Source organism: Providencia sp. PROV080, from assembly GCF_033688105.1.
Lineage (GTDB): Bacteria > Pseudomonadota > Gammaproteobacteria > Enterobacterales > Enterobacteriaceae > Providencia > Providencia zhejiangensis.
The window spans coordinates 1126875-1152010 of record NZ_CP096346.1; the positions used below are offsets into that span (position 1 = coordinate 1126875).

The window sequence follows — 25136 nt, forward strand, 5'->3', positions numbered from 1 at the left end:
GCAAGAGAGGGTCTTAAAATGTGCGAGTTACTTGGCATGAGCGCAAATGTGCCAACAGATATTAACTTTAGTCTCAGTGGACTGATATCCCGAGGGGGGCAAACAGGCCCACACAAAGATGGTTGGGGGATCACGTTTTATGAGGGGCTAGGGTGTCGTACGTTTAAAGATCCTCAGCCGAGTTTTATGTCTCCAGTCGCACGTTTTGTACAGGAATACCCGATTAAATCGGAAACGGTAGTCGCACATATTCGCCAAGCAAATCGTGGAGACGTTACATTAGCCAACACGCATCCTTTTACACGAGAGTTGTGGGGACGTAATTGGACTTACGCTCATAATGGGCAATTAAAAGGTTATCGCTCGCTGAATACAGGGAATTACCGGCCTATTGGTGAAACTGATAGTGAAAAAGCATTTTGTTGGCTGTTAAACCAACTCGCCATGAAATACCCGCGAACCCCCGCTAATTGGCCTGCTGTTTTTCGTTTTATTGCGATTTTAGCTGAACAATTACGCCGTAAAGGCGTATTTAACATGCTATTGTCTGATGGGCGTTATTTAATGGCTTTTTGCTCCACTAACCTTTACTGGATCACGCGTAAGGCACCGTTTGGTAAAGCGAAATTACTCGATCAGGATGTTGAGATTGATTTTGAAAGTTGCACAACACCCACGGATATTGTTTCGGTGATAGCTACCCAGCCACTTACTGGAAATGAAAGTTGGCATAAAATTGAGCCGGGTAGTTTTGTGCTATTTCACCTCGGCCAGCGTATATTGTGATCGAAGTCTCAATAACTTATCTTGTGTTTCTGGCAAGCTATTAACGGCATATTTTCCTGATGTAACAGAGATTTGTGCGGGCTTGCCTACATCATGAAAGTAATCATAAGCAGGTTTTAATTGCTGCCAGAAAGCGTAATGGCTTGAGTTTCGATGAAGTAACATATTTTCTTTTGTCATGCGAAAAGGATAGATGCTGACATCAATAGTGTTTTGACCATTTTTAAAAGCGGTCTCAACAGCTTGATAAATTTCACTCATATATTTATCGGTCATTGCATAGCATCCAACAGACACGCAGTCACCATGTATCATAAGGTAGTTACCTTCATAGCCTTGCGCTCGATCGAACTCGTTAGGGAATCCTAAATTGATAGATCGGTAATACCGACTGTTTGGATTAAGTTGAGAAGCGGTTATTTGATAGAATCCCTCGGGACTTTTTAAATCACCTTCTAGCTTTTTCGGACCTAGCCCGCCAGAAAACTTACAAATTGGGTAAGTTTTAGACAGATTATACTTCCCATTTGGCGCTTTTTTATAGAGTTCTAATATGCCTTCTTGCTTAAATATTTGAATAAAGAGGGTCGAATCTTGTTGGTTAATCGTTTTACTATTAAGTAAAAATGAATGATTATTCGCTTCAGCAACGAGAGCTTGTAGAGAAAATAGGATAAAACTAAAGCTAATAAAGGTATTTTTTTTCATGCTTAAGCCAAATAAGGTTGAGTTTTTTTGTTTAAAAAAAAATCATTTTAGCGATATTTTAAACGAGCAGATAGTGATTTGATATAGTCCATTAATAATTTAGTGATGAATCGATATTGTGTGAAAAACGGACAGCGTTCGATAAATGTGAGCTAAAACCTCGTTTATTACGAATGATTGCAAGAAAAATTGAAAATTTATTGTTATTTGCTTGAGCTAAGTCACTTGAATATCCGGACAGAAGTCGGGGGAACTGGTAAAATTACGAACGGCAGAATAAGAGAATAGTGTCAAAATATCGAGAGAATTATTTGCTTGAGTTATGGGAGTAACTTGAGCTGTTTTTATTTACTGAGTCGCTATGGTCCTTCACCGGATCATTAGCTTAGGGTTAACTTAGAAACTTGTGCAGATCTTATGATTAAAATTAAAAAAGGCCTCAACCTTCCTATTGCAGGTGAGCCAGCCCAAGTAATAGAAGACGGCCCGAAAATTCAACACGTAGCATTGCTAGGTGAAGAATATGTCGGAATGCGTCCTTCTATGCTGGTGAAAGAAGGTGAGCACGTAAAAAAAGGGCAGGTTCTTTTTGAAGATAAAAAGAATCCAGGAGTGTTATTCACTAGCCCAGCCTGCGGTAAAATTATTGCGATTCATCGTGGTGAGCGTCGTGTCCTCCAATCCGTTGTTATTGAAATTGATGGTGACGAACAAGAGACCTTTGCTTCTTACAATAGGGATGAATTGGCAAGTTTGACTCGTGAACAAGTCGAAGAAAACTTGGTTAAATCAGGCTTATGGACAGCATTAAGAACCCGTCCATTTAGCCGTTCACCTGAACTAGGCACCTCGCCTGCCGCTATTTTTGTGACAGCAATGGATACCAATCCACTGGCGGCTGATCCGCTGGTTGTCATCCGTGCTCAGCAAGAAGCCTTTAATGACGGGTTAACCGTTCTGTGTCATTTGACTGAAGGTAAAGTGCATGTATGTCATGGTGCAGGGGATTTACCTAAGTCTAGTAATCATCCGCAAGTCGCTTATAGCGAATTTGTGGGTCCTCACCCAGCAGGGTTAGTTGGTACTCACATTCATTTTCTGGAGCCTGTCAGCATTCAGAAAAAGGTATGGCATCTTAATTATCAGGACGTGATTGCATTTGGGAAGTTATTCACTACAGGTTATCTATATACTGATCGCGTAGTATCACTTGCCGGCCCTCAGGTTGAAAAACCCCGTTTGATTAAAACACGTCTTGGCGCTGATCTGTATGAATTAACCAAAGGTCAACTCAAAGCAGGCGAAAACCGCATTATCTCTGGCTCTGTGCTATGGGGCGTAACCTGTGATGAAGCGCATCATTATTTAGGGCGTTTTCATAATCAGATCACCGTGTTACGTGAAGGTCGTGAGAAAGAGTTGTTTGGTTGGATTTGGCCTGGTTTCAATAAATTCACTATCACCCGTACAACCGTTGGGCATTTCTTGAAAAATAAACGCTTTAATTTCACCACAACGATGAATGGTGGAGAGCGTTCAATGGTGCCAATTGGTAACTATGAGCGGGTAATGCCTCTCGATATTATGATAACCCACCTCCTACGTGACCTCCTTTCTGGAGATACGGATTCTTCTCAGGAATTGGGATGTCTAGAGTTGGATGAAGAAGATCTGGGGCTGTGTACTTATGTATGTCCGGCCAAGTATGAATATGGCCCAGTGCTTCGTGATGTACTCACCAAGATTGAGTTAGAAGGGTAATTCCATGGGGTTGAAAAATTTATTTGAAAAGAATGAGCATCATTTTGAGCCTGGTGGAAAGTTAGAAAAACTCTATCCATTATTTGAAGCTGTTTCGACAGTTTTCTATACACCAGGTACCGTCACCAAAGGTCGCTCTCACGTTCGTGACACGATAGACCTTAAACGTATGATGATCCTTGTTTGGTTAGCGGTGTTCCCTGCAATGTTTTGGGGAATGTATAATGTAGGAAACCAAGCTATTCCTGCTCTTTATCACTTATATAGTGGTGCTGAGTTACAGCAGGTATTGGCTGGAGACTGGCATTATCGTGTTGCTCAGTTTTTAGGTGCATCCATTACGCCTGATGCAGGTTGGGGAAGTAAAATGCTGCTTGGTGCAGTGTATTTCCTGCCTATCTATGCGGTTGTTTTTGCGGTTGGTGGTTTTTGGGAAATTCTGTTTTCTCTTATCCGTGGCCATGAAATCAACGAAGGTTTCTTTATATCCTCCATTCTGTTCGCATTAATTGTTCCGCCTACCATTCCATTATGGCAGGCAGCATTAGGGATTACATTTGGTGTGGTGATAGCGAAAGAAATTTTCGGTGGTACAGGGCGTAACTTCCTTAACCCTGCACTTGCTGGACGTGCTTTCTTATTCTTTGCTTACCCCGCTCAAATTTCTGGGGACTTAGTTTGGACGGCTGCTGATGGTTTCTCTGGTGCAACGCCACTTTCTCAGTGGGCGACTGGCGGTGAACATGCTCTAATGAATACAGTATCAGGTGAACCTATCACTTGGATGCAAGCATTCTTAGGCAATATGCCTGGTTCTATTGGTGAAGTTTCCACATTGATGATTTTTATCGGTGGTGCATTCATCATTTTCTTCCGTATTGCTTCATGGCGTATCGTTGCTGGTGTTATGGCTGGTATGATCGCGATGTCTTATCTCTTTAACTTTATCGGTTCGGATACAAACCCTCTCTTTGCAATGCCATGGTACTGGCATATGGTCTTAGGTGGTTTTGCGTTCGGGATGATCTTTATGGCGACAGACCCTGTTTCTGCCTCTTTCACAGATAAAGGTAAGTGGGCTTACGGTATTTTGATCGGTGTTATGTGTGTGCTTATCCGTGTTGCAAACCCTGCATATCCGGAAGGTATGATGCTAGCAATCCTGTTCGCCAACTTGTTTGCTCCTCTGTTTGACTATCTGGTCGTTCAAGCAAATATTAAACGGAGAAAAGCCCGTGGCTAATGAAAAAACAACCAATAAAGATAGCGTCGGCAGAACGTTCATAGTCGTTTTTATTCTATGTCTAGTGTGTTCTATCGTCGTAGCGGGTTCTGCTGTAGGTTTAAAGTCTAAACAGCAAGAACAAATTTTATTAGATACGCAACGGAATATTTTAAGTGTTGCTGGTCTCTTACAACCGAAGATGACAGCGGAAGAAGTGCAAAAAATTTATGGCGAACGTATTGAGCCTAAATTATTGAACTTCAAAACTAATGAACTTTCCGACAGCACCAGTCGCTATGATCTTAATAGCGAATTGCGCAGTGAAGAAACGAGCATTGCACTTTCTCCTGCTGAAGACATTGCGAAAATTCGTCGTCGTGCAAACAGTGCTGAGATTTATCTTGTCAAAGATGATCAAGGTAAAGTTTCACAAATTATTCTACCTGTTTATGGCTCAGGGCTGTGGTCTGTCATGTATGCCTTCGTTGCAGTCGACATTGATGGCGTAACTTCACGTGGTATTACTTATTACTCTCACGGTGAAACACCGGGTCTAGGGGGGGAAGTTGATAACCCACAATGGAAAGCTCAGTGGCCGGGTAAAAAACTCTTTAATGAGCAGGGTGTTCCTGCGATAAAAATTGTTCGTAGTGGCTCAACAGATAGCCCTTATGGTATCGATGGCCTTTCAGGTGCAACGCTAACTTCAAACGGTATCCAACACATGTTTGATTTTTGGTTAGGCGACAACGGCTTTGGTCCGTTCCTGAAAAAAGTTCGTGAAGGAGCGCTGAATAATGGCTGATTCTAAAGAAGTAAAACGCGTACTGCTTGGGCCTTTGTTTGATAACAACCCAATCGCACTACAGATTCTTGGTGTATGTTCTGCATTAGCAGTCACAACCAAGCTGGAAACGGCTGTAGTGATGACGATTGCGGTAACTTTGGTCACTGCATTTTCTAACTTTTTTATCTCATTAATTCGTAACTATATTCCAAATAGTGTGCGGATTATCGTTCAGATGGCAATTATTGCTTCTTTGGTTATTGTTGTTGACCAAATTTTGCGAGCCTATGCGTATGAGATCTCCAAACAGCTCTCTGTATTCGTTGGTCTTATCATTACAAACTGTATTGTTATGGGGCGTGCTGAAGCTTACGCAATGAAAGCGCCACCTGTAGAAAGCTTTATGGATGGTATTGGTAATGGCCTCGGTTATGGTGTTATTCTGATCCTCGTTGGTTTTTTACGTGAACTATTTGGTTCAGGCAAACTGTTTGGTATTACCGTTATGGAATCATTGCAAAATGGTGGTTGGTACATGCCTAACGGTCTGTTCCTATTAGCACCTAGTGCATTCTTTATCATTGGTATGCTGATTTGGGGACTACGTACCTTGAAACCGGCTCAGGTAGAGAAGGATTAAGTCTATGGAACATTATATTAGCCTGTTCGTAAAAGCGATATTTATTGAAAATATGGCGTTGGCATTCTTCCTCGGTATGTGTACGTTTTTGGCGGTATCGAAGAATGTTAAAACTGCATTCGGTTTAGGTATTGCAGTGACGGTTGTCTTGGGTATTTCAGTACCAGCAAACAACCTAGTGTATAACCTAGTTCTACGTGATGGGGCACTGGTTGAGGGAGTTGATTTATCTTTCCTTAACTTCATTACCTTTATCGGGGTTATTGCTGCACTCGTACAAATTCTGGAAATGATTCTAGATCGTTATTTCCCGTCACTTTATAACGCATTAGGTATCTTCCTGCCGTTGATTACCGTTAACTGTGCAATCTTTGGTGGCGTCTCTTTCATGGCTCAGCGTGATTATAACTTTAGCGAATCTATCGTATATGGATTTGGCTCAGGTATCGGCTGGATGTTAGCGATCGTGTTGTTAGCATCAATTCGTGAAAAGATGAAATATTCAGATGTTCCGGCGGGTCTGAAAGGCTTAGGTATTACCTTTGTCACCACCGGTTTGATGGCACTGGGCTTTATGTCCTTCTCCGGTGTGCAGCTATAAAGGCGAGAAGAATTCATGGATATTATTATTCTAGGCGTAGTGATGTTTACCCTGATTGTCTTGGCGCTAACAGGTTTAATCCTGTTTGCTAAGTCCAAGTTAGTCAATACAGGGAACATCAAAGTTGAAGTTAACGGCGATCCTGATAAGAGCTTTGAAGCTCCAGCGGGTGATAAGCTGTTAGGTATGTTATCTAACCAAGGGATCTTTGTTTCATCTGCTTGTGGTGGTGGTGGTTCATGTGGACAATGCCGCGTGCACATTAAAGAAGGTGGCGGTGATATTCTGCCGACCGAGCTTTCCCACATTAACAAACGTGAAGCAAAAGAAGGTTGCCGTTTAGCCTGTCAGGTGAACGTCAAACAAGATCTAAAAATTGAATTACCTGAAGAAATTTTTGGTGTTAAGAAATGGGAATGTGAAGTTATCTCTAATGATAATAAAGCAACTTTCATTAAAGAACTGAAATTGAAAATTCCTGATGGTGAAGTTGTACCATTCCGTGCAGGTGGATACATTCAGATTGAATGCCCGCCACACGTGGTGAAATATGAAGATTTTGATGTACCAGAGGAATACCGTGAAGATTGGGATAAATTCAATCTATTCCGTTATGTTTCTGAGGTAAAAGAGCCTACGGTTCGAGCTTATTCAATGGCGAACTACCCAGAAGAGCACGGTATTATTATGTTAAACGTGCGTATTGCAACACCTCCACCACGTAATCCAGATGTTCCACCAGGGATCATGTCTTCTTATATTTGGTCGTTGAAACCAGGTGATAAAGTGACTATTTCGGGTCCATTTGGTGAATTCTTCGCGAAAGAGACGGATGCAGAAATGGTCTTCATCGGTGGTGGTGCTGGTATGGCACCAATGCGTTCACATATCTTCGATCAATTAAAACGTTTAGATTCTAAGCGTAAGATCAGTTTCTGGTACGGTGCACGTTCTAAACGTGAAATGTTCTATACAGAAGATTTCGATCAATTAGCCGCTGAACACGAAAATTTCACTTGGAATGTTGCACTTTCCGATGCAATGCCGGAAGATAATTGGGATGGTTATACAGGATTTATTCATAATGTTCTGTATGAAAACTACTTGAAAGATCACCCCGCACCAGAAGATTGTGAATTCTATATGTGTGGACCTCCAATGATGAACGCAGCAGTTATCAAGATGCTCAAAGATCTTGGTGTGGAGGATGAAAACATCTTACTGGATGATTTCGGTGGTTAAGTAACCTTAGTTGTTTGTATATACTTACATAGTTGAGGTGCAGTTAGGTGACAAGAGAATGAGTGTCTAAGAACAGGGTAATTCCTGTGACTAGTGCGAATGAACGTAGTCAGCAACACGGCAATCAACAATATGATGAGTATAGCGCCCGCTTATGTGGGCGCTTATTATTGAAGCAGAGAAAATTATGCTGAACAGAAAAGTGATTACTCCAGTGCTGCTGTTTGCAGCAACACTATTATTGGCGGCTTGCGGCGGACCTGAACAAGCTAACCTTCAGGGGCAGACGATGGGAACTTACTATTCCATCAAATATGTGGCTGATTCTTCCTCTCCAAGTAGTGAATCAATCCAAGCAGAGATAGATAAACGTTTGGAAGAAGTGAATGACCAAATGTCAACTTATCGTCCTGACTCGGAATTAAGCCGTTTCAACCAGTTCAAAGAAGTTAATGTTCCTTTTCCTGTTTCAGCTGCAACAGCAAAAGTGGTGAAAGAAGCCATTCGTATTAATGAGTTAACTAATGGGGCGCTGGATGTCACGGTTGGTCCTTTAGTTAATTTGTGGGGATTTGGTCCTGAGGGGCGAGTCACCAAAGCACCAACAGACAGTGAATTAGAAAAACGTCGTGCATGGGTTGGCATAGAGAAATTATCTGTACAAGGTAATAATCTGATTAAAACGATCCCTGAGCTTTATGTCGATTTATCTTCTATCGCGAAAGGTTATGGTGTCGATGTCGTTTCTGAGTATTTAGAGTCAGTCAATATTAATAACTATATGGTTGATATTGGTGGTGAAGTCCGTACGAAAGGGAAAAATGGTAAAGATGCTCCTTGGCGTATTGCGATTGAAAAGCCGACGACTGATGGGGTGAATCAAACCGCTCAGGAAGTGATCGAACCGGGTGATATGTCTATAGCGACATCGGGCGATTACCGTAACTATTTTGAACAAGATGGTGTCCGTTTTTCCCATACTATCGATCCAAAAACAGGGATGCCAATTAAACATAATTTGGTATCAATAACGGTACTTGCTCCAACTTGCATGAGTGCGGACGGTTTATCGACAGGACTTAATGTGCTCGGACCCGTTGAGGGGTTTGCCTTAGCTGAAAAGCTGGATATTCCTGTGTTTATGATCATCAAGACAGAAAAAGGTTTCGAAGAGCGTTACACTAAGGCATTCGAGCCATTTTTACAGAAAAAGCAGTAATTAGGAGGGTGTAAGAATGCTAAATGTTTTTATTGCAGCTTTCGTCCTGTTCCTACTGGCATTTCTCGGTATGTCACTTGGGTACATTATTAAGCGCAAGAGCATTCAAGGTAGCTGTGGTGGATTAAGCAGCATTGGTGTTGAAAAAGTGTGTGATTGCCCAGAGCCTTGTGATGCACGTAAGAAGCGTATGGCGCGGGAAGAGGCTCGCCAAAAGGCACTTGAAAAACACCGTATTATTTAAAATCTGATAAGTATAATGATGGCCTTAGCTGTGAACTGTCACAGTTAAGGCTTATTTTTTATTTAGAGGCTATGCATTAGAGTTGATGCTCATAGCGTTAGGCTACTTTGATAAAGCAAGTTAAGAACTACTTGCTGATTGCGTCTTTAAAGCTTTTAGGGGAATCAACCATCACCGCATCTGCGCCAATGTCTTTGGCTAATTGATAATCTTCCATACTATTGACACCAAATAGAACAATATGGGCTTGGCCATTTTTTCTAAAACAATCAATAGCTTCTTTATCCCATGATAATGTGGCAGGTGAGCGAGCCTCGCCTAATGTGTATTTCTCCACGACCTCGACTTTACGGTGTAATTCAAAGCCATACCAACGTGATTTAGATTGTCTATCGGTAGGGGCTGAACAATGATGATTCATAGCGCTATTAGCTAAGATGGTGCGTGTTTCATCACGGCCTTCAAAGGTATTAATTTTATCGGAGCGTTTGGTTAAGGCTTTGATGAATGCATCATTAGTTGAATAAAAGCGCGTATTTTTAAAGGCATTATTTTTTTCAAGTAATGCATAAATAATATCGGCTTGCGTGGTTGGGTCTGCATCAGGGGATTTTAAATCAACATAAAATTGCGTGTTAGGGTATTTTTTTAATACGGATTCGAGTGTTGGGATCGTTGTTTGCAGTATGGGTAATTGACGATGATGTTTTTTGTTAAATTGCTCAGCGGCATTGAATGTGGCGAGTTGTTGTGCGGTGTACTGAGATATTAGCCCCTTTTGCGTGGTTAAGGCTTCTAAGTTACTCGGCCTATATAAAACAACGTGTTTATCTTTGGTTAGTTGGGCGGTTATCCAAATGATGTCAGCATTATTTTGTTTGGCGAGCTCAATTGCGTAAAGCGTATTCTCAGGCGCATCCGCAGTACCTGCCCGATGAGCAACAATTTGTAGTGAGTGGGCGAAACAACTTTGGCTGGAAAGAATTAACAAACCAGCGAATATCCCTTTTTTAATATATGGTGTTGTTATTTTTATCATATGTATTACCTGTAATAATTATCTCAATAAGTTAAATTGAATTCAGCGAACCCTTTTTGTAATACTTTTCTGGCTTCTTGTAAGTAGTACTTGATTGAATTAGGACTAACTTTTAATTGCGCCGCAATCTGTTGGTAGGTCATTCCTTCAAATTGGGCTAGCCGATAGGCTTGCTCAATGATTGTCGGTAGCTTAGCAAGTTGTTCAAACATGCGTTGCAACTGCTCCTCTAGTACCAATTGTGTTTCCAAGTGCCACTCAGGCTCAGGCTCCACCAGCAGATTGAGATATTTAGCTTCTATGTGTTGTCGACGATAAAAATTGGCAATATTGCGTTGTGCCAGCGTGTACATAAATGCTTTTGGAAAGTGTAGAGTTTGGCAGCGATTTGTTTCAATCGTATGAACAAAGACATCTTGTAAAATTTCACTTGCGATATCGTCGTTAGGGGTGCGAGCAATAATATACCTAAGGAGATCAGGGGCATATTGCTGAAAGAGACGCTGTTCTTCTATTCGTGAGGTACTATTAGTAGAGAAAATTGGTGTAGTCATAAATAAAAATAATAATTATTATCATTTTTATTTTAAAGTCAATTATGGACCCTCAAAAAAGAGAGTCCATCCGCGATATTAAAAATATTTGGTGATACTTAAACGTACATCTCGACCCACACCGGATACGGATTCGCCAAGATATGGATAATAATCTTGATCGAAAAGGTTAGTTGCAGTAACTCTGATCTCTGTATCAGGAATAAATTCAGGATTCCATTGCGCAAATGCGCCATACAGCGCATAGCCTTTGGATTTTGGGTATCCCCATGAGTCGGCTTTAGGGTCTCTATCTGCGGGTGAACGGACTTGATGTCCGACAAAGTCACCTGTTACACCAAAATGAGTATGCCATTGCGGTAATTTGTAACCTAACATGACATGTAAGGTATCGGGTGGAATTTCACCTATCCATGTTTTTTGTCCAAACCAGGGGTCACGAGGAGAGGCATCACGTTCACCTTTGATTGTGGAATAGGCCATTTTACCGAAAAGATTGGGACTATCATAAAATAGCTCAATCTCTAAGCCTTCAATGGTGTAGCCGGGTAAATTACGATAGTTCGAAAGGGGTCTCTCGCAATCGCCTATACCGTATTTTTTTGCCTCACAATATTCACCACGGCGACGAAATATCTCATCTTTTCCTCTATTACGAAATAGCGTGGTACGTATTTGTAACTGGTCATCCGCTTGTATGACTTGGTCGAAGTCGACGATTGCACCCAAACGAATTCCATGCATACGTTCTTTACCTAGATTGCGGCTGCTGCCGGTTAAACTGCTATTAGCGAATTGCACTTCATACTGTTCATCAATAACAGGTGCACGCCATGTACGGCTAATATCACCAAATAGCGTGAGGTTAGGTGTTGTTTTCCAAAGGAGCCCCAAATGAGGCGAGATACCACTATAAGTGACGGAACGATAATCATGGCCGATGAGAGGGTCTTGCTCCATATAGGTTGCAGCTAAATTACCTTTACCCTTGTTGGTAACATAATCGTAGCGTACGCCCGGAGTGATTGTTAGCCTATTCCAAGTTATTGCATCTTGGATATATGCGCTGGTGGTTTCCTGGACTCCAGCAGGCATAAATTGCGGTTGAAAATAACCATAATTATATTCAGGCTTATTGGCTTTTCCTGCATCGAACATCAAAATGCCACGATCATTTTTATGCCATCTTGCACCAATGATAACTTGGTGTTCTAACCTCCCCGTATCGAAGACACTTTCATTATGAATATCAAAGAGTTGATCTGTATAGTTAACCCAGCTTTTATTACCTAGGCTGGACGTTAAGAATTTAGACGCATTTTCTGGTCTAGTGTCATGCTGCTTGGTTTTTGACCATGCGTATGTGGCTGTTAGATTGATCAAATCACTATTTTCAGGGATAAAATTCCACTTCACGCTGTAGTTTTGATCTTGCTGATCTCGCTGTACCAATTTACGTTTGATCGCACCATCAAAGCCATATTGGTCGATCTCTCTTTGTGTTGGTGTGCTCAGTTCATCTCGTTTTGCAGCCCAAGGCACTAAGTTATCCGATTCTGAGCGCATTGCAGATAAACTGAGAGTGTGCTGGTCATTGAGGTAAATATTGCTTTTAATTAAATAAGATAATTGATCTGATTGAGAAAAACCGAATCGGCTCCCATCAGGACGACGTAAATCATCCCCTTTTCTTTTGCTGACATACAATAAGCCATCGGCAATCCCATTAAGCGTTTTGCCATATAAGGCTGAACTATAAATATTTTGACGGTCGTTGGTGTGATAGCTGTATTTAAACATCGCTCCGAAATGCTGTCCTGTCCGTAACAGGTCTTCAGGATCTTTGGTGGTGATTTTGACGGTTCCACCAAAGCCGCCATTGCCGTCCATAATGTTATGTGGACCTTTATCAACATCGATACGTTTGATGAGTTCAGGTTCGATAAACACTGAACCTTGGCGGTATTTTTCAAAGCCCTTGGGCGCATCATCAAGAGTGACTTTAACGTCTTCCATATCTCCCATCCCCCAAATATTGAGTGTTTGCCCTCCAGGGCGAGGGGAACCGGATGATGAGACTCCCGGTAACTGATCGACTAGCTCGGCCAGATTATTGGCTTGGGTACGTTCGATATCTTTTAATTTAAGCACTGAGCTGCCTGCGCCAACACTTGAATTTAAATGACCAACAACAGATAGGGCTGGAAATTGAATGGGTTGATCTTGTTCTTGTTTGTGCGATGCCTCAAGAACGGTTTCTGCTCCGTCGGCAGAGGCTGCTGTGGTAGCGATCAGTAAACTCGCAAAGGAGAGACGATTGAGCCTAGACAAAAAGGCACGTGTTGGTTTATCTATTTTTACTTGCTGAGTGGAATTTTTATTCATTATATTCTCGATAATTCACCATTCTTATCAATATCTACTATGAGTCGTTTGAGAACGTTTTTCCGGTAATGAAAATGATAATTATTTTTATATTGACGGTTTTTTTGAGGAATAATTGCACACCTAATAAATAAACTGTATATTTAAACAGTATCTATTCGGTGAGATTGTAATGCGTAAAATAATTCATATTGATATGGACTGCTTTTATGCCGCAATAGAAATGCGTGACGACCCTAGTCTACGTAATGTTCCTATTGCCGTGGGGGGGAGTGCTGAGCGTCGTGGTGTAATTAGTACAGCCAACTATGAGGCAAGGCGCTACGGTGTACATAGTGCCATGTCAACAGCGGTTGCATTAAGGTTATGTCCCCATCTAAAAGTTCTACCGGGTAGGATGGCTCTCTATAAAGAAACGTCTTTGCATATCCATAAAATTTTTTCTCGTTATACCGATTTAATTGAACCCCTGTCATGGGATGAAGCCTATCTAGATGTGACAGATAGCCAATACTGTCATGGCTCAGCAACACTGATTGCTCAAGCTATTCGTCAGCAAATTTTTGATGAGCTACAGCTGACTGCTTCAGCAGGGATCGCACCAATAAAATTTTTAGCCAAAATTGCTTCGGATTTAAATAAACCCAATGGGCAGTTTGTCATCACACCTCAACGTTTACCGGAGTTTGTGTTGTCATTACCGTTGAAAAAAATTCCGGGGGTTGGCAAAGTCACGGCGCAAAAGTTATCAGATATGGGATTGGAAACGTGTGCGGATGTGCAACATTATGATGCTGTCACTTTAATTAAAGCGATGGGGAAGTTTGGGCAGGTCTTATGGGAACGCTGCCATGGTATTGATGAACGGCCCGTTAATCCTGATAGATTGCGTAAATCTGTCGGGGTTGAACGGACTCTGGTGAAGGATATTTATCACTGGGAGGAGTGTTTGCCATTATTGGATAAGTTATATGAAGAGTTGGAAGTCAGGCTGACAAAAGTAAAACCTGACCGGCGTATTGCACGCCAAGGCGTAAAAATAAAATTTAATGATTTCCAGCAAACAACTCAGGAACATATTTATCCAATACTCGATAAGCAAGACCTTGTACTTTTGGCTAAACAGGTTTGGGAAAATCGTCGCGAAAATCGAGGGGTTAGGCTGGTTGGTTTGCATGTGACTTTGCAAAGCCCACAATTAGAAAGGCAATTATTGTTAGAACTTTAAAGTACCCGCCCCAGTAGAGCGGATACTTTGATTAGCCGTCGTTCATTAGCCTTTAACTGGGATTGCTTTTAGAACCGCAGTCAATAGTTTCCAGTATTCACCAACACTTGCGATATGGACACGCTCATCGGGTGAGTGCGCACCACGAATGGTTGGTCCAATAGAAACCATATCCATATCAGGGTAAGGTTTTTTGAATAGACCACATTCAAGGCCTGCATGGATCACCATAACATTCGGCACCTTACCAAACAGTTTTTGATAAGTTTCACTCACGAGATGCATAACGGGGGAATTTGCATCGGGTTGCCAACCTGGGTAGCTGCCTTCTGCACGGTATTTAGCTTGCGCCAGTTGACTCACAGAGGTGAGCATATTCACAACATAGTTTTTGCCACTATCGATTAAGGAGCGAACTAAGAAGATCACTTCTGCTTTCTCTTCTGTCATGGTAACAACGCCTTCATTGAGCGATGTCTCCACTACGCCTTTCGCCACATCACTCATGCGGATCACCCCATTTGGTGCGGCGTTTAAGAAGAATACAAAGCGTTTTTGACACTCTTCAGTGAGTGCCGTTAATGTTGTTTGAGTTTCTTCTAATAGCAGAACTAAGTTGGGTTCAACAACTGCGAGTTCATTTTGCAAGATAGCTTCATAACGCGCTCTGAGTGCGGTTAATTCAGCAACTTTATCTGCGGCTATCGCAATAACGACATGTCCTTCACGTGGAATGGCATTACGAACTGTGCCTCCTGTAAATTCTAGCAGTTTCAAGCCTAGCTCTTCTTGGTGCCCAGCAAGGAAACGCGCTAACAATTTATTGGCATTACCTAAACCTAAATGGACATCACCACCAGAGTGTCCGCCTTTTAGGCCTTTTAATGTCATGGTAAAGGTTTTGTAACCTTGTGGTATCGCTTCGCGAGTCAGATCAAAGGTAGCTGTAAAATCCACACCGCCAGCGCAACCCATATAGATTTCGCCCTCTTCTTCTGAGTCAGTATTGATCAAAATATCAGCTTGTAGCCATCCTGCTTGTAGACCAAAAGCGCCATCCATACCGGTTTCTTCAGTCATGGTTAATAGCACTTCAAGTGGCCCATGCTCAACGCTGTCATCAGCTAAGACGGCGAGGGCAGATGCCATGCCAATACCATTGTCGGCACCTAAGGTTGTCCCTTCAGCAGTAACCCATTCACCATTCACGTAAGGACGGATAGGGTCTTTGGTAAAGTCATGGACAGTGTCATTATTTTTCTGTGGAACCATATCAAGATGGGCTTGCAGAACAACAGGCTTACGATTTTCATAACCAGAGGTCGCGGGTTTGCGGATCAAAATATTACCCACTTGATCACGTTCTACATGAAACCCTTTTTGTTTTGACCATTCGATAATGTGTGTTGCTAGCGCTTCTTCATGGTGAGAAGGATGGGGAATTGAACAAATTTTGGCAAAAATATCCCATAATGGCTGTGGTGACAATTTGGCTAGTTCAGACACGTTGGATCTCCTTAAGCGACTTTGGTCTTATCTATTTTTAGCAACTTATTCTGCTTAAAAGGCGTAGCACAGATATTCAGGCCACACGATTAATTTTCTCAGCATACACCTAATTGTTATAAATAGTCAGTGCAAATAATATTAATTCATCACAATTATCCGTTTTTGCTGGTTTTTGCTGCGTCAAATCACTATAATCTCGCGCAACCTTTTTTCCGCAAGACACATTTCAGTATTACTCAGTAGTCGGGACCCGAATTTTATGAGCGAAAAATATGTCGTAACGTGGGATATGTTGCAAATACATGCCCGTAAACTCGCACAACGTTTATTACCTGTAGACCAATGGACCGGTATTATCGCGGTTAGCCGCGGTGGTCTTGTTCCAGGCGCACTTCTTGCACGCGAACTTGGTATCCGTCATGTTGATACTGTGTGCATCTCAAGCTATGACCATGATAACCAGCGTGAATTGAATGTGATTAAACGCGCTGAAGGTGATGGTGAAGGTTTCATTGTCATCGATGATCTTGTTGATACTGGTGGTACCGCAAAAGCTATTCGTGAGATGTACCCGAAAGCACACTTTGTCACGATTTTCGCTAAACCTGCGGGTCGTCCATTAGTGGATGATTACGTCGTCGATATCCCACAAAACACATGGATTGAACAGCCATGGGATATGGGGGTTGTATTTGTTAAGCCTCTGTGTGAACAAGAAAAATAAACTTTTATTGTTTTGAGTTAGATCTAAATGATAGGTAAAAATAACGCTAATATAGGGTGAGAATCCCTTTATACATTATGCTTAAAACATTATTACCTAATAAAATTCAATACAAAACGATAAGATAAGGGGATGCGATGGCATTCCCTTTTTATTTAGATCAACCAACAGGTTATTAGGATGACTCAACAAAATCTCTCCGAAAAACTGTTCAAACCAAAAGTTAGGCAGGTTGAAACATCGACACTCGTTTCTTATTCAGCCTATAGTGCGCCTATCATCAATAACCATTCTGTATTGAGTGGCTCGCAGCATGCCGGCTGGTATCGCATGATTAATCGTTTATTGTGGATTTGGCGAGGCATAGATGCGTTAGAAATTGAAGAGGTGTTGAGCCGTATTGCGGTAACTGACGCTGAACGAAGTGATGATAATTTGCTTGATACAGTCATTGGTAACCGCCGAGGAAACTGGTGTTTTGAATGGTCTCATCAAGCGATGCAATGGCAACAAAAAGCGTTGCAGTTTGAAGGTGGAGAAGCGGCAAGTAAAGCATGGTTACGCGCCGCGAATTTATACAGTATTGCCGCCTATCCTTTCATAAAAGGCGATGAATTAGCCGATCAAGCGGTCTTATTAGCCTGTAAAGCGTATGACAGCGCAGCACAATTTTCTCGTTATAAGTTGAAAAAAATCGCATTTAAGGTTGATGGTAATAAAGAAGTTTGTGGTTTTTTACACATACCTTCAACTGGGCAAGGTCCTTATCCAACGGTGATGGTATGTGGAACTCTCGATAGTTTACAAATCGACTATTGCCGTTTTTTCCGTGATTATCTTGAGCCGCTCGGCATTGCGATGCTGACATTGGATATGCCATCAATAGGTTATTCCATTAAATATAAGCTATCTCAAGAGACCAGTGCCTTGCATGAGCAAGTCGTGCGTCAATTAGATACCATTCCATGGATCGACCATACACGTTTTGGGCTGGTTGGATTACGCTTTGGGGCAAATATAGCCTTAAGGCTAGCTTATATGTGTCCTGAAAAAATTAAAGCGGTTGGGGTATTAGGTCCTATCGTGCATAGTTTATTGCATGAAGATAAATATCAGCGGGATATTCCGCGTATGGAATTGGACGTTTTTGCTAGCCGTTTAGGTATCTATCACGTTGACGGTGCAGCGTTACGTCATGAGCTAAGTTGCTATTCACTGAAAAACCAAGGATTGTTAGGGCGGCGCTGCCGAGTACCTATGATGTCAGTATATTGGAAAGGTGACATTTATAGCCCTAAAGCGGAATCGGATTTGATTATGCGCTCATCAATGGACGGTCATATGCTAACTTTACCCACAACACCGATTTTTGTGAATTATCAAAAAGCACTCAGCGAAACGGTTGATTGGTTAAAAAGTAAAATAGTTTAATTTTATTTAATGACTTGATTATTTTTTAACTTTTGCTAAAAAGGGATCTTCTCAAAAAGGAGATCCTTACATGGCGTTACCTAATGATTACTCTAATGGAAAGTATTTAAAAAAGTTTGCGGCTTTAGGACCTTATCTACGAGAAAAGCAATGTGTCGACGGTTGCTATTTTTTCGATAGTCTCACTGTTTGTGTTAATGTCAATATTGCGCCGGAAAAGCGTGAATTTTGGGGATGGTGGATGCTGCTATCGCCAAATGATAATGGATTTGAATATTCATACCATTTTGGTCTGTATAATAGCCAAGGTAATTGGCAAGCAAAGACCTTAAAAGACAATACAACCATTGATACTATTGAACAGAATCTCATCGCCTTTCACCAATCTCTTTCAAAACAGCTTGCGGAATTAGAGCTCTCTTTGTTTCCTTCTGCAAAAATGGCAGAATTTAAGCTGGAATTAAGCGTATAAAATTGTTTTAAACTAACTTTTGTTTAATTTAGCGTTATGCCTGTTGGCATAACGCGCTCCAGCTGATAAAAATAATAGCTAGTTTGTGTTTCTTTAATCTTAATGGCAGAAAAATGATGAAAAATAGCCAGACACTTGTTGTTAAATTAGGCACCAGTGTGTTGACAGGGGGTTCACGTCGATTGAATCAAGCGCATATCGTCGAGCTAGTCAGGCAATGCGCACAGCAATATGAAAAAGGGCACCGTATTATTATCGTGACATCGGGGGCAATAGCAGCGGGTCGCGAACATCTTAATTATCCCGAACTTCCCGCAACGATTGCATCGAAGCAGCTTCTGGCCGCAGTAGGGCAGAGCCGTCTTATTCAATTATGGGAAAGGTTATTCTCCATTTATGGCATCCATATTGGGCAAATGTTATTAACGCGTGCCGACCTCGAAGATAGAGAACGCTTTTTGAATGCGCGAGATACATTGCAAGCGCTGCTGGATAATGGCATTGTGCCCGTTATCAATGAAAATGATGCAGTCGCAACAGCAGAAATTAAAGTTGGGGATAATGATAATTTATCCGCCCTTGCTGCAATTCTTGGAGATGCAGATAAGTTACTACTATTAACGGATATTGAAGGATTATTTGATTCAGATCCTCGCAGTAATCCAAATGCTAAATTGATCCCCGAAGTGTATGGAATCAATGATGAGCTACGAGAAATGGCAGGCGGAAGTGTTACTGGCCTCGGTACAGGCGGTATGGCCACTAAGCTACAAGCCGCGGATGTGGCAGGAAGGGCCGGAATCGATGTCATCATTGCAGCGGGTAATAAACCTGATGTGATTAGTGCCGTTATTGAAAATATACCGGTAGGAACGCGCTTTTATGGGCAGAAAAACCCAATGGAAAACCGCAAACGCTGGATTTTCGGCGCACCTGCTGCTGGCGATATATATATCGATGACGGTGCACAACTAGCCATTTTAGAAAAAGGCAGTTCCCTGCTTCCAAAAGGGATCAAGAAAATCGAAGGTGACTTTTCTCGCGGTGCCGTCGTGCGAATACGCAACATGGCCGGCAAAGACCTTGCTCATGGAGTAAGTCATTATAATAGTGATGCATTAAGAATGATTGCGGGTCATCATTCACAAGAGATAGGCCGCATACTTGGGTATGAACACGGCTCTGTTGCTGTCCACCGCGATGATATGATAGTGGGTTAATTATGTTAGAACAAATGGGAAAAGCGGCTCGTGAAGCCTCATGGCAACTCGCTCAATTAAATACCACACAGAAAAATGCGGTGTTAGAGCAGATAGCTGATCTGCTGGAACAAGAAAGTCGTGTCATTCTTGAGGCGAATAAAAAAGATATTGAACAAGCACAGGCAACGGGTATGTCGCCTGCATTACAAGATCGCTTATTACTGACATCTGAACGTTTAAAAAATATAGCTTCTGATGTGAGAAAAGTTTGCCAATTAGCAGATCCTGTAGGGCAAATTATTGATGGAAACCAACTTGATAATGGCCTAAATCTTCAGCGTCGTCGTGTGCCATTAGGGGTGATTGGTGTTATCTATGAAGCGCGTCCAAATGTCACTGTTGATGTTGCGGCATTATGTTTAAAAACAGGTAATGCAGCGATCTTACGAGGTGGTAAAGAAACTCACAATACCAATTTGGCTATCACGGAAGTGATCCAAAAAGCACTGAAAAATTGTGGGATATCCGCAAATGCGATCCAAGCGATTAATAATCCTGATCGTGAACTAGTGACTCAATTACTTAAATTAGATCGTTATGTGGACATGTTAATACCTCGTGGTGGAGCAGGTCTGCATAAATTATGTCGTGAACAATCAACGATCCCTGTTATTACAGGGGGCATTGGTGTTTGCCATACTTTTGTTGATGAGTCAGTGAATTTTGATAAAGCCATTGATGTGCTGATTAACGCTAAAGTTCAGCGCCCAAGTGCTTGTAACTCACTGGAAACAGTACTTGTTCACGAAAAAATTGCGGGTGATTTTTTACCACTACTGAGCCAAAAAATGGCGGAGCAACAGGTGACTCTGCATGCCAGCCAACAAGCGATGCCGTATTTACAAAATGGCCCAGCGAAAGTGGTTGCTGTCACGCCTGAAAATTTAGTGGACGAGTGGTTATCTCTTGACCTTAACGTTGAGGTGGTTGCTGGAATTGATGCTGCAATTAATCATATTCGCACTTATGGTACCGCGCATTCAGATGCCATTTTAACAGAGTCGATTAATCAAGCAGATTACTTTGTACAGCGTGTTGATTCAGCCGCAGTATATGTGAATGCGAGCACAAGATTTACCGATGGTGGGCAGTTTGGGTTAGGGGCTGAGGTAGCGGTAAGTACACAAAAACTTCATTCTCGAGGGCCGATGGGATTGGATGCGTTGACCACCTATAAATGGATTGGTTACGGCGACTTCCTGAACCGAGCTTAATAATTCAATAACAATAATTAGGCCACACTTAGCGTGTGGCTTTGTTTTTATGATGATTTGCCATTTTTAGACTGAGCCATTAAATCTATAACAAGTGGCACATGTACCATAATAATGATGACGATGGGATGAATGCAGATGTTTTACCTTATAGGTCCAAGAGGTTCAGGAAAAACTACAATCGGAAAAAAATTGGCTGAACAGAAATCGTGCCAATTCGTTGATACTGATAAATTAATCGTTGAGCGAGCAGGAAGCAGTATTGCACAGATTGTAGAACAATATGGCTGGGAACACTTTCGTCATTTAGAAAGTGAAGTATTAAAATCAATCTCGCACTCAGATACCGTCGTTTCAACGGGAGGCGGTATTATTTTATTAAAAGAAAATCAACGTGTCATGCGTACGAATGGAACGGTTATCTATCTAAGTGCTACACCTGAGATTTTAGCCGCGAGACTTGCCGCAGAACCTCAAGCAGAGCAACGACCAAGTCTGACAGGGAAATCGATACTAGAAGAGATAGAAGAGGTCATGTCACAAAGAGAGTTTCTTTATCGGGAGACGGCACACTATGTGATTGATGCAGGGTTGCCGATTGAATCAATTATTCATCAATTAACTCAGTTTGATAAATAATATTGTTCTGAATGGTATTTTAGGAATAAAACACTTAGTTTTATACGGGTTTTTACGACATAATCATCCGCTTAAGTGATAAATGAAATCAAATAATAGGGATTTATTATGCTGGCAAACATGCTGAGGACAGTACTTCGGTTTTTATTTCGAGTCCGCTTAGTTGGGGATGAAAAAGCGCTCTACCAAGACAAATGCTTAATTACACCAAATCATGTTTCATTTCTTGATGGTGTGTTGGTCGCGCTATTTTTACCGATTAAGCCAGTATTTGCAGTTTATTCTACGTTCGCAACACCAAGAATGATCAAACTGCTAAAACCTTATGTTGATATTGTTCCTCTTGACCCTGCAAACCCTTTAGGCATACGTCAGTTAGTTAAAGAAGTTGAAAAAGGCCGTCCGATAGTGATATTTCCGGAAGGGCGTATTTCGGTGCATGGCTCTTTGATGAAAATATATGATGGTGCTGCGTTTGTCGCTGCCAAATCCGGTGCAAAAGTTGTGCCTATTCGTATTGAAGGGGCGGAACGTAGTCACTTTAGCCGTTTAAAAGGCATCATTCCCCTTAAATGGTTTCCTAAAATTACCCTGCATATTTTACCTGCTGAAATGATTCCGATGCCAGAAGCGCCTAAAGCGGTTGAGCGTCGTCATTTAGCGGGTGTTCACTTATATCACATCATGAAATCAGCACGTATGGCTTGTCGCCCTCAAGTCACACTGGTTGAAGAATTTATTGATAGCGTAAAACGTTTTGGACGCCGTGCACCTTGTATTGAAGACATTAATTTTAAAGAAGATAATTACCAAGGATTGTTAAAGAAATCATTAGGTGTAGGGAGAATCATTGAGCGCTATACCCATGAAAATGAGCGTATCGGTTTATTATTGCCAAATACAACAGTAACGGCAGCCGCTATTTTTGGGGCATTAATGCGTGGGCGAGTGCCTGCGATGCTCAATTACACGGCGGGTAGTCATGGTATCAGTAATGCACTCAAAGCTTCTCAAGCTAAAGTTGTCTTTACATCACGGCAGTTCCTTGAAAAAGGGAATTTGACCCATATTCCTGAGCAGGTCACCGAGGCGAATTGGATTTATCTTGAAGATTTAAAAGATACGGTCACGCTGCGGGATAAACTCTGGATCGTTAAACACTTATTGATGCCAGCGAAAGCGGTGATACCGCGTAAAGCCGATGATGAAGCTATCGTCCTGTTTACTTCAGGTTCAGAAGGAACACCTAAAGGGGTGGTACATAGCCATGCAAGTTTGATGGCGAATGTGGAACAAATCAAAACGATCGCTGACTTTACACCACGTGATCGTTTTATGTCATCATTACCCCTATTTCATGCTTTCGGCTTAACGGTTGGGCTGTTTATTCCACTGTTTTCTGGTAGCCGAGTCTTTCTTTACCCCAGCCCATTGCATTATCGAATCATTCCTGAATTGGTTTACGACAAAAATTGCACCGTTTTATTTGGGACATCAACGTTTTTAGCTAATTACGCACGTTTTGCTCATCAATATGATTTTGCAAGATTACGTTATGTCGTTGCTGGGGCTGAAAAATTGTCGGATAGCACTAAGAAAATTTGGTTCGACAAGTTTGGTATCCGTATTCTTGAAGGTTATGGTGTTACAGAATGCGCTCCGATTGTCTCTATCAATGTGCCAATGGCCTCTAAAGAAGGAACAGTAGGGCAAATATTGCCGCAAATGGAATCTCGCATTATCCCTATTTCAGGCATTGAAAATGGGGGGAAATTACAATTAAAAGGCCCTAATATCATGAAAGGGTATTTGCGTGTTGAGGCACCGGGCATTCTTGAAGCGCCATCAGCGGAAAACCAACATGGGGAACAAGAAAAAGGTTGGTATGACACGGGGGATATCGTTGTACTTGATGAGCTTAATTATTGCACTATTAAAGGCCGCGTAAAAAGATTTGCAAAACTCGCGGGAGAAATGGTATCCCTCGAAAGCATTGAACAGATGGTCCTGAGTTTGTCGCCTAATGCACATCATGCTGTTGTCACTAAACCTGATAGCAGTAAAGGTGAAGCTTTAGTTCTGTTTACGACGGATAAAGACCTCGATAGAAGCGCACTTTCTTCTGCCGCTAAAAGTAAAGGCTTAACGGAATTGGCCGTTCCCCGTGATATTCGTTTGGTGAAAGAGCTACCTGTACTCGGTTCCGGTAAAACAGACTTTGTGACACTGAAACAAATGGCGTTAGAGGATTGATGATATGCAAGAAATGAATGCGCCATTGATGAGTCGAGGAATGAAGGCTGTGCTAACGTCACAGTTTTTATCCGCTTTTGCCGATAACGCGTTGTTATTTGCCATTTTAGCGCAGTTAAAAGCTGAGTTTTACCCTGAATGGAGCCATCCAATACTACAAATGGTATTTGTATTTACTTATATCATTTTGGCCCCGTTTGTTGGTCAAGTTGCCGATCGCTTTTCTAAAGGGCGTGTCATGTTGTTCTCAAACCTATTTAAATTTTTAGGGGCTTTGGGGATCTGTTTAGGGCTTAACCCATTTCTTTGTTATGGGTTGGTTGGGATTGGTGCGGCTTCTTACTCACCAGCAAAATACGGTATTTTAGGTGAATTGACCGGTGGTGATAATTTAGTGAAGGCCAATGGCGTGATGGAAGCATCAACTATCGCGGCCATTTTGATTGGTTCTGTCGTCGGTGGTATTTTATCGGATATTAGCCTTATTTTAGCGTTGGGTACCTGTACGGTATTGTACGCATTAGCGGTGATTGCCAACTTCTATATTCCGCATTTAGTTGCTGCTCGCCCAGGTAAAGGCTGGCATTTTAAGAAGCTTTTCACCGATTTTGTCTCTGCTTGCCGTACACTTTGGGCAAACCAAGAAAGCCGTTTCTCACTGGTGGGAACCAGTATGTTTTGGGGCGCGGGCGTCACATTACGTTTTTTACTGGTGGCTTGGGTACCGTTTGCATTAGGTCTACAAGATAACGCAACGCCAACCTATCTTAATGCCGCTGTTGCCGTTGGGATTGTGGTTGGTGCTGGGGTGGCTGCTAAATTCATTACATTAAAAACGGTGTCACGCTGTATTCCTGCTGGGGTAGTCATTGGTATCATGGTGGTATTACTTGCGTTACAAACCAATCTCTTACCATCCTATGCTATCTTAGCGGTACTCGGTATTTTTGGCGGGCTATTTGTCGTTCCTCTTAATGCGTTATTGCAGGAAAAAGGCAAGGAAACCGTTGGGGCTGGTAACGCGATTGCAGTGCAAAACCTTGGTGAAAATAGTGCAATGCTAATTATGTTAGGATTATATTCCCTAGCCATGAAAGCAGGATTATCCGTTATTAGTGTTGGTGTCGGTTTTGGTAGCGTATTTGCTATAGCGATTGCGGGTTTATGGGTTTGGGATCGCGCACGCAAAAAGTAATTATCCGAAGGTAAAAAT

23 protein-coding genes are annotated in these 25136 nt (G+C 41.9%); 18 read left to right on the top strand and 5 right to left on the bottom strand.

All coding sequences use genetic code 11. From position 1 onward, the window contains the following. Positions 1 to 18 precede the first annotated feature (18 nt). Positions 19 to 786, top strand: a complete 768-nt coding sequence (locus M1F03_RS04830) for a class II glutamine amidotransferase (protein WP_154623964.1) — start codon at positions 19 to 21, stop codon at positions 784 to 786. On the opposite strand, the gene M1F03_RS04835 is transcribed toward M1F03_RS04830, so the two are convergent. Further along, positions 757 to 1494 carry a L,D-transpeptidase family protein gene (locus M1F03_RS04835; RefSeq protein ID WP_163860763.1) on the bottom strand — a complete coding sequence of 246 codons (738 nt, stop codon included), beginning with the start codon at positions 1492 to 1494 and terminating at the stop codon, positions 757 to 759. The two genes, M1F03_RS04830 and M1F03_RS04835, sit on opposite strands and share 30 nt — an antisense overlap. Before the next feature lie 417 nt (positions 1495 to 1911). On the opposite strand from M1F03_RS04835, the gene M1F03_RS04840 reads away from it, so the two are divergent. The 8 genes from M1F03_RS04840 (at position 1912) to nqrM (ending at position 9213) form a co-directional block, all read left to right on the top strand. After that, on the top strand, positions 1912 to 3255 hold the full coding sequence (locus tag M1F03_RS04840) for a Na(+)-translocating NADH-quinone reductase subunit A (RefSeq protein WP_251465228.1): 1344 nt from the start codon (positions 1912 to 1914) through the stop codon (positions 3253 to 3255). 4 nt (positions 3256 to 3259) lie between these two features. Beyond that, positions 3260 to 4498 carry an NADH:ubiquinone reductase (Na(+)-transporting) subunit B gene (locus M1F03_RS04845; RefSeq protein WP_154623961.1) on the top strand — a complete coding sequence of 413 codons (1239 nt, stop codon included), beginning with the start codon at positions 3260 to 3262 and terminating at the stop codon, positions 4496 to 4498. Further along, entirely contained in the window at positions 4491 to 5285 is a 795-nt protein-coding gene (locus M1F03_RS04850) for a Na(+)-translocating NADH-quinone reductase subunit C (RefSeq protein ID WP_163860764.1), read from the top strand. Before M1F03_RS04845 ends, M1F03_RS04850 begins: the two co-directional genes overlap by 8 nt. Next, positions 5278 to 5907, top strand: a complete 630-nt coding sequence (locus tag M1F03_RS04855; protein WP_154623959.1) for an NADH:ubiquinone reductase (Na(+)-transporting) subunit D — start codon at positions 5278 to 5280, stop codon at positions 5905 to 5907. Before M1F03_RS04850 ends, M1F03_RS04855 begins: the two co-directional genes overlap by 8 nt. Positions 5908 to 5911: 4 nt before the next feature. Then, complete coding sequence (gene nqrE, locus M1F03_RS04860; protein WP_154623958.1) at positions 5912 to 6508, top strand: NADH:ubiquinone reductase (Na(+)-transporting) subunit E; 597 nt, start codon at positions 5912 to 5914, stop codon at positions 6506 to 6508. A gap of 15 nt (positions 6509 to 6523) precedes the next feature. After that, positions 6524 to 7750: an NADH:ubiquinone reductase (Na(+)-transporting) subunit F gene (nqrF, locus tag M1F03_RS04865; protein ID WP_154623957.1), complete on the top strand. Its 1227-nt coding sequence runs from the start codon at positions 6524 to 6526 to the stop codon at positions 7748 to 7750. A 187-nt stretch (positions 7751 to 7937) separates the two neighbouring features. After that, a complete protein-coding gene (locus M1F03_RS04870; protein ID WP_318840091.1) occupies positions 7938 to 8969 on the top strand; it encodes an FAD:protein FMN transferase in 1032 nt (343 codons plus the stop codon). Between the two features lie 16 nt (positions 8970 to 8985). Then, positions 8986 to 9213: a (Na+)-NQR maturation NqrM gene (nqrM, locus tag M1F03_RS04875; RefSeq protein ID WP_004923200.1), complete on the top strand. Its 228-nt coding sequence runs from the start codon at positions 8986 to 8988 to the stop codon at positions 9211 to 9213. A gap of 127 nt (positions 9214 to 9340) precedes the next feature. On the opposite strand, the gene M1F03_RS04880 is transcribed toward nqrM, so the two are convergent. The 3 genes from M1F03_RS04880 to M1F03_RS04890 form a co-directional block, all read right to left on the bottom strand. Continuing rightward, a complete protein-coding gene (locus tag M1F03_RS04880) occupies positions 9341 to 10252 on the bottom strand; it encodes a glycerophosphodiester phosphodiesterase family protein (RefSeq protein ID WP_247046751.1) in 912 nt (303 codons plus the stop codon). 23 nt (positions 10253 to 10275) lie between these two features. Beyond that, positions 10276 to 10806 (bottom strand): RNA polymerase sigma factor, encoded by a 531-nt coding sequence (locus M1F03_RS04885; protein ID WP_251465229.1) that lies wholly within the window; start codon positions 10804 to 10806, stop codon positions 10276 to 10278. A 78-nt stretch (positions 10807 to 10884) separates the two neighbouring features. Continuing rightward, positions 10885 to 13191 carry a TonB-dependent hemoglobin/transferrin/lactoferrin family receptor gene (locus M1F03_RS04890; protein WP_251465231.1) on the bottom strand — a complete coding sequence of 769 codons (2307 nt, stop codon included), beginning with the start codon at positions 13189 to 13191 and terminating at the stop codon, positions 10885 to 10887. Positions 13192 to 13363: 172 nt separating this feature from the next. Between M1F03_RS04890 and dinB the strand changes: the two genes are divergently transcribed. Continuing rightward, the gene (gene dinB, locus M1F03_RS04895; protein WP_251465233.1) at positions 13364 to 14419 is read left to right on the top strand and encodes a DNA polymerase IV; all 1056 of its coding nucleotides are present in this window, start codon (positions 13364 to 13366) and stop codon (positions 14417 to 14419) included. Between the two features lie 45 nt (positions 14420 to 14464). Here the strand turns inward: dinB and pepD are convergent, their stop codons facing one another. Beyond that, positions 14465 to 15925: a beta-Ala-His dipeptidase gene (gene pepD, locus M1F03_RS04900; RefSeq protein WP_247046749.1), complete on the bottom strand. Its 1461-nt coding sequence runs from the start codon at positions 15923 to 15925 to the stop codon at positions 14465 to 14467. Positions 15926 to 16187: 262 nt separating this feature from the next. Between pepD and gpt the strand changes: the two genes are divergently transcribed. From gpt to lplT, 8 genes are all read left to right on the top strand, one after another. Further along, positions 16188 to 16652 (top strand): xanthine phosphoribosyltransferase, encoded by a 465-nt coding sequence (gpt, locus tag M1F03_RS04905; RefSeq protein ID WP_154625101.1) that lies wholly within the window; start codon positions 16188 to 16190, stop codon positions 16650 to 16652. A gap of 180 nt (positions 16653 to 16832) precedes the next feature. Continuing rightward, on the top strand, positions 16833 to 18083 hold the full coding sequence (gene frsA / locus M1F03_RS04910) for an esterase FrsA (RefSeq protein ID WP_154625102.1): 1251 nt from the start codon (positions 16833 to 16835) through the stop codon (positions 18081 to 18083). Between the two features lie 70 nt (positions 18084 to 18153). After that, positions 18154 to 18555, top strand: a complete 402-nt coding sequence (gene crl, locus M1F03_RS04915) for a sigma factor-binding protein Crl (protein WP_154625103.1) — start codon at positions 18154 to 18156, stop codon at positions 18553 to 18555. A gap of 116 nt (positions 18556 to 18671) precedes the next feature. Beyond that, complete coding sequence (proB, locus tag M1F03_RS04920; protein ID WP_154625122.1) at positions 18672 to 19775, top strand: glutamate 5-kinase; 1104 nt, start codon at positions 18672 to 18674, stop codon at positions 19773 to 19775. A 2-nt stretch (positions 19776 to 19777) separates the two neighbouring features. Then, a complete protein-coding gene (gene proA / locus M1F03_RS04925; RefSeq protein WP_163860770.1) occupies positions 19778 to 21031 on the top strand; it encodes a glutamate-5-semialdehyde dehydrogenase in 1254 nt (417 codons plus the stop codon). Between the two features lie 138 nt (positions 21032 to 21169). Beyond that, a complete protein-coding gene (gene aroL / locus M1F03_RS04930; protein WP_251463678.1) occupies positions 21170 to 21670 on the top strand; it encodes a shikimate kinase AroL in 501 nt (166 codons plus the stop codon). 108 nt (positions 21671 to 21778) lie between these two features. Beyond that, positions 21779 to 23923, top strand: a complete 2145-nt coding sequence (aas, locus tag M1F03_RS04935) for a bifunctional acyl-ACP--phospholipid O-acyltransferase/long-chain-fatty-acid--ACP ligase (protein WP_154625106.1) — start codon at positions 21779 to 21781, stop codon at positions 23921 to 23923. Positions 23924 to 23927: 4 nt separating this feature from the next. Continuing rightward, positions 23928 to 25118 (top strand): lysophospholipid transporter LplT, encoded by a 1191-nt coding sequence (gene lplT, locus M1F03_RS04940; RefSeq protein WP_154625107.1) that lies wholly within the window; start codon positions 23928 to 23930, stop codon positions 25116 to 25118. Positions 25119 to 25136 lie beyond the last annotated feature (18 nt).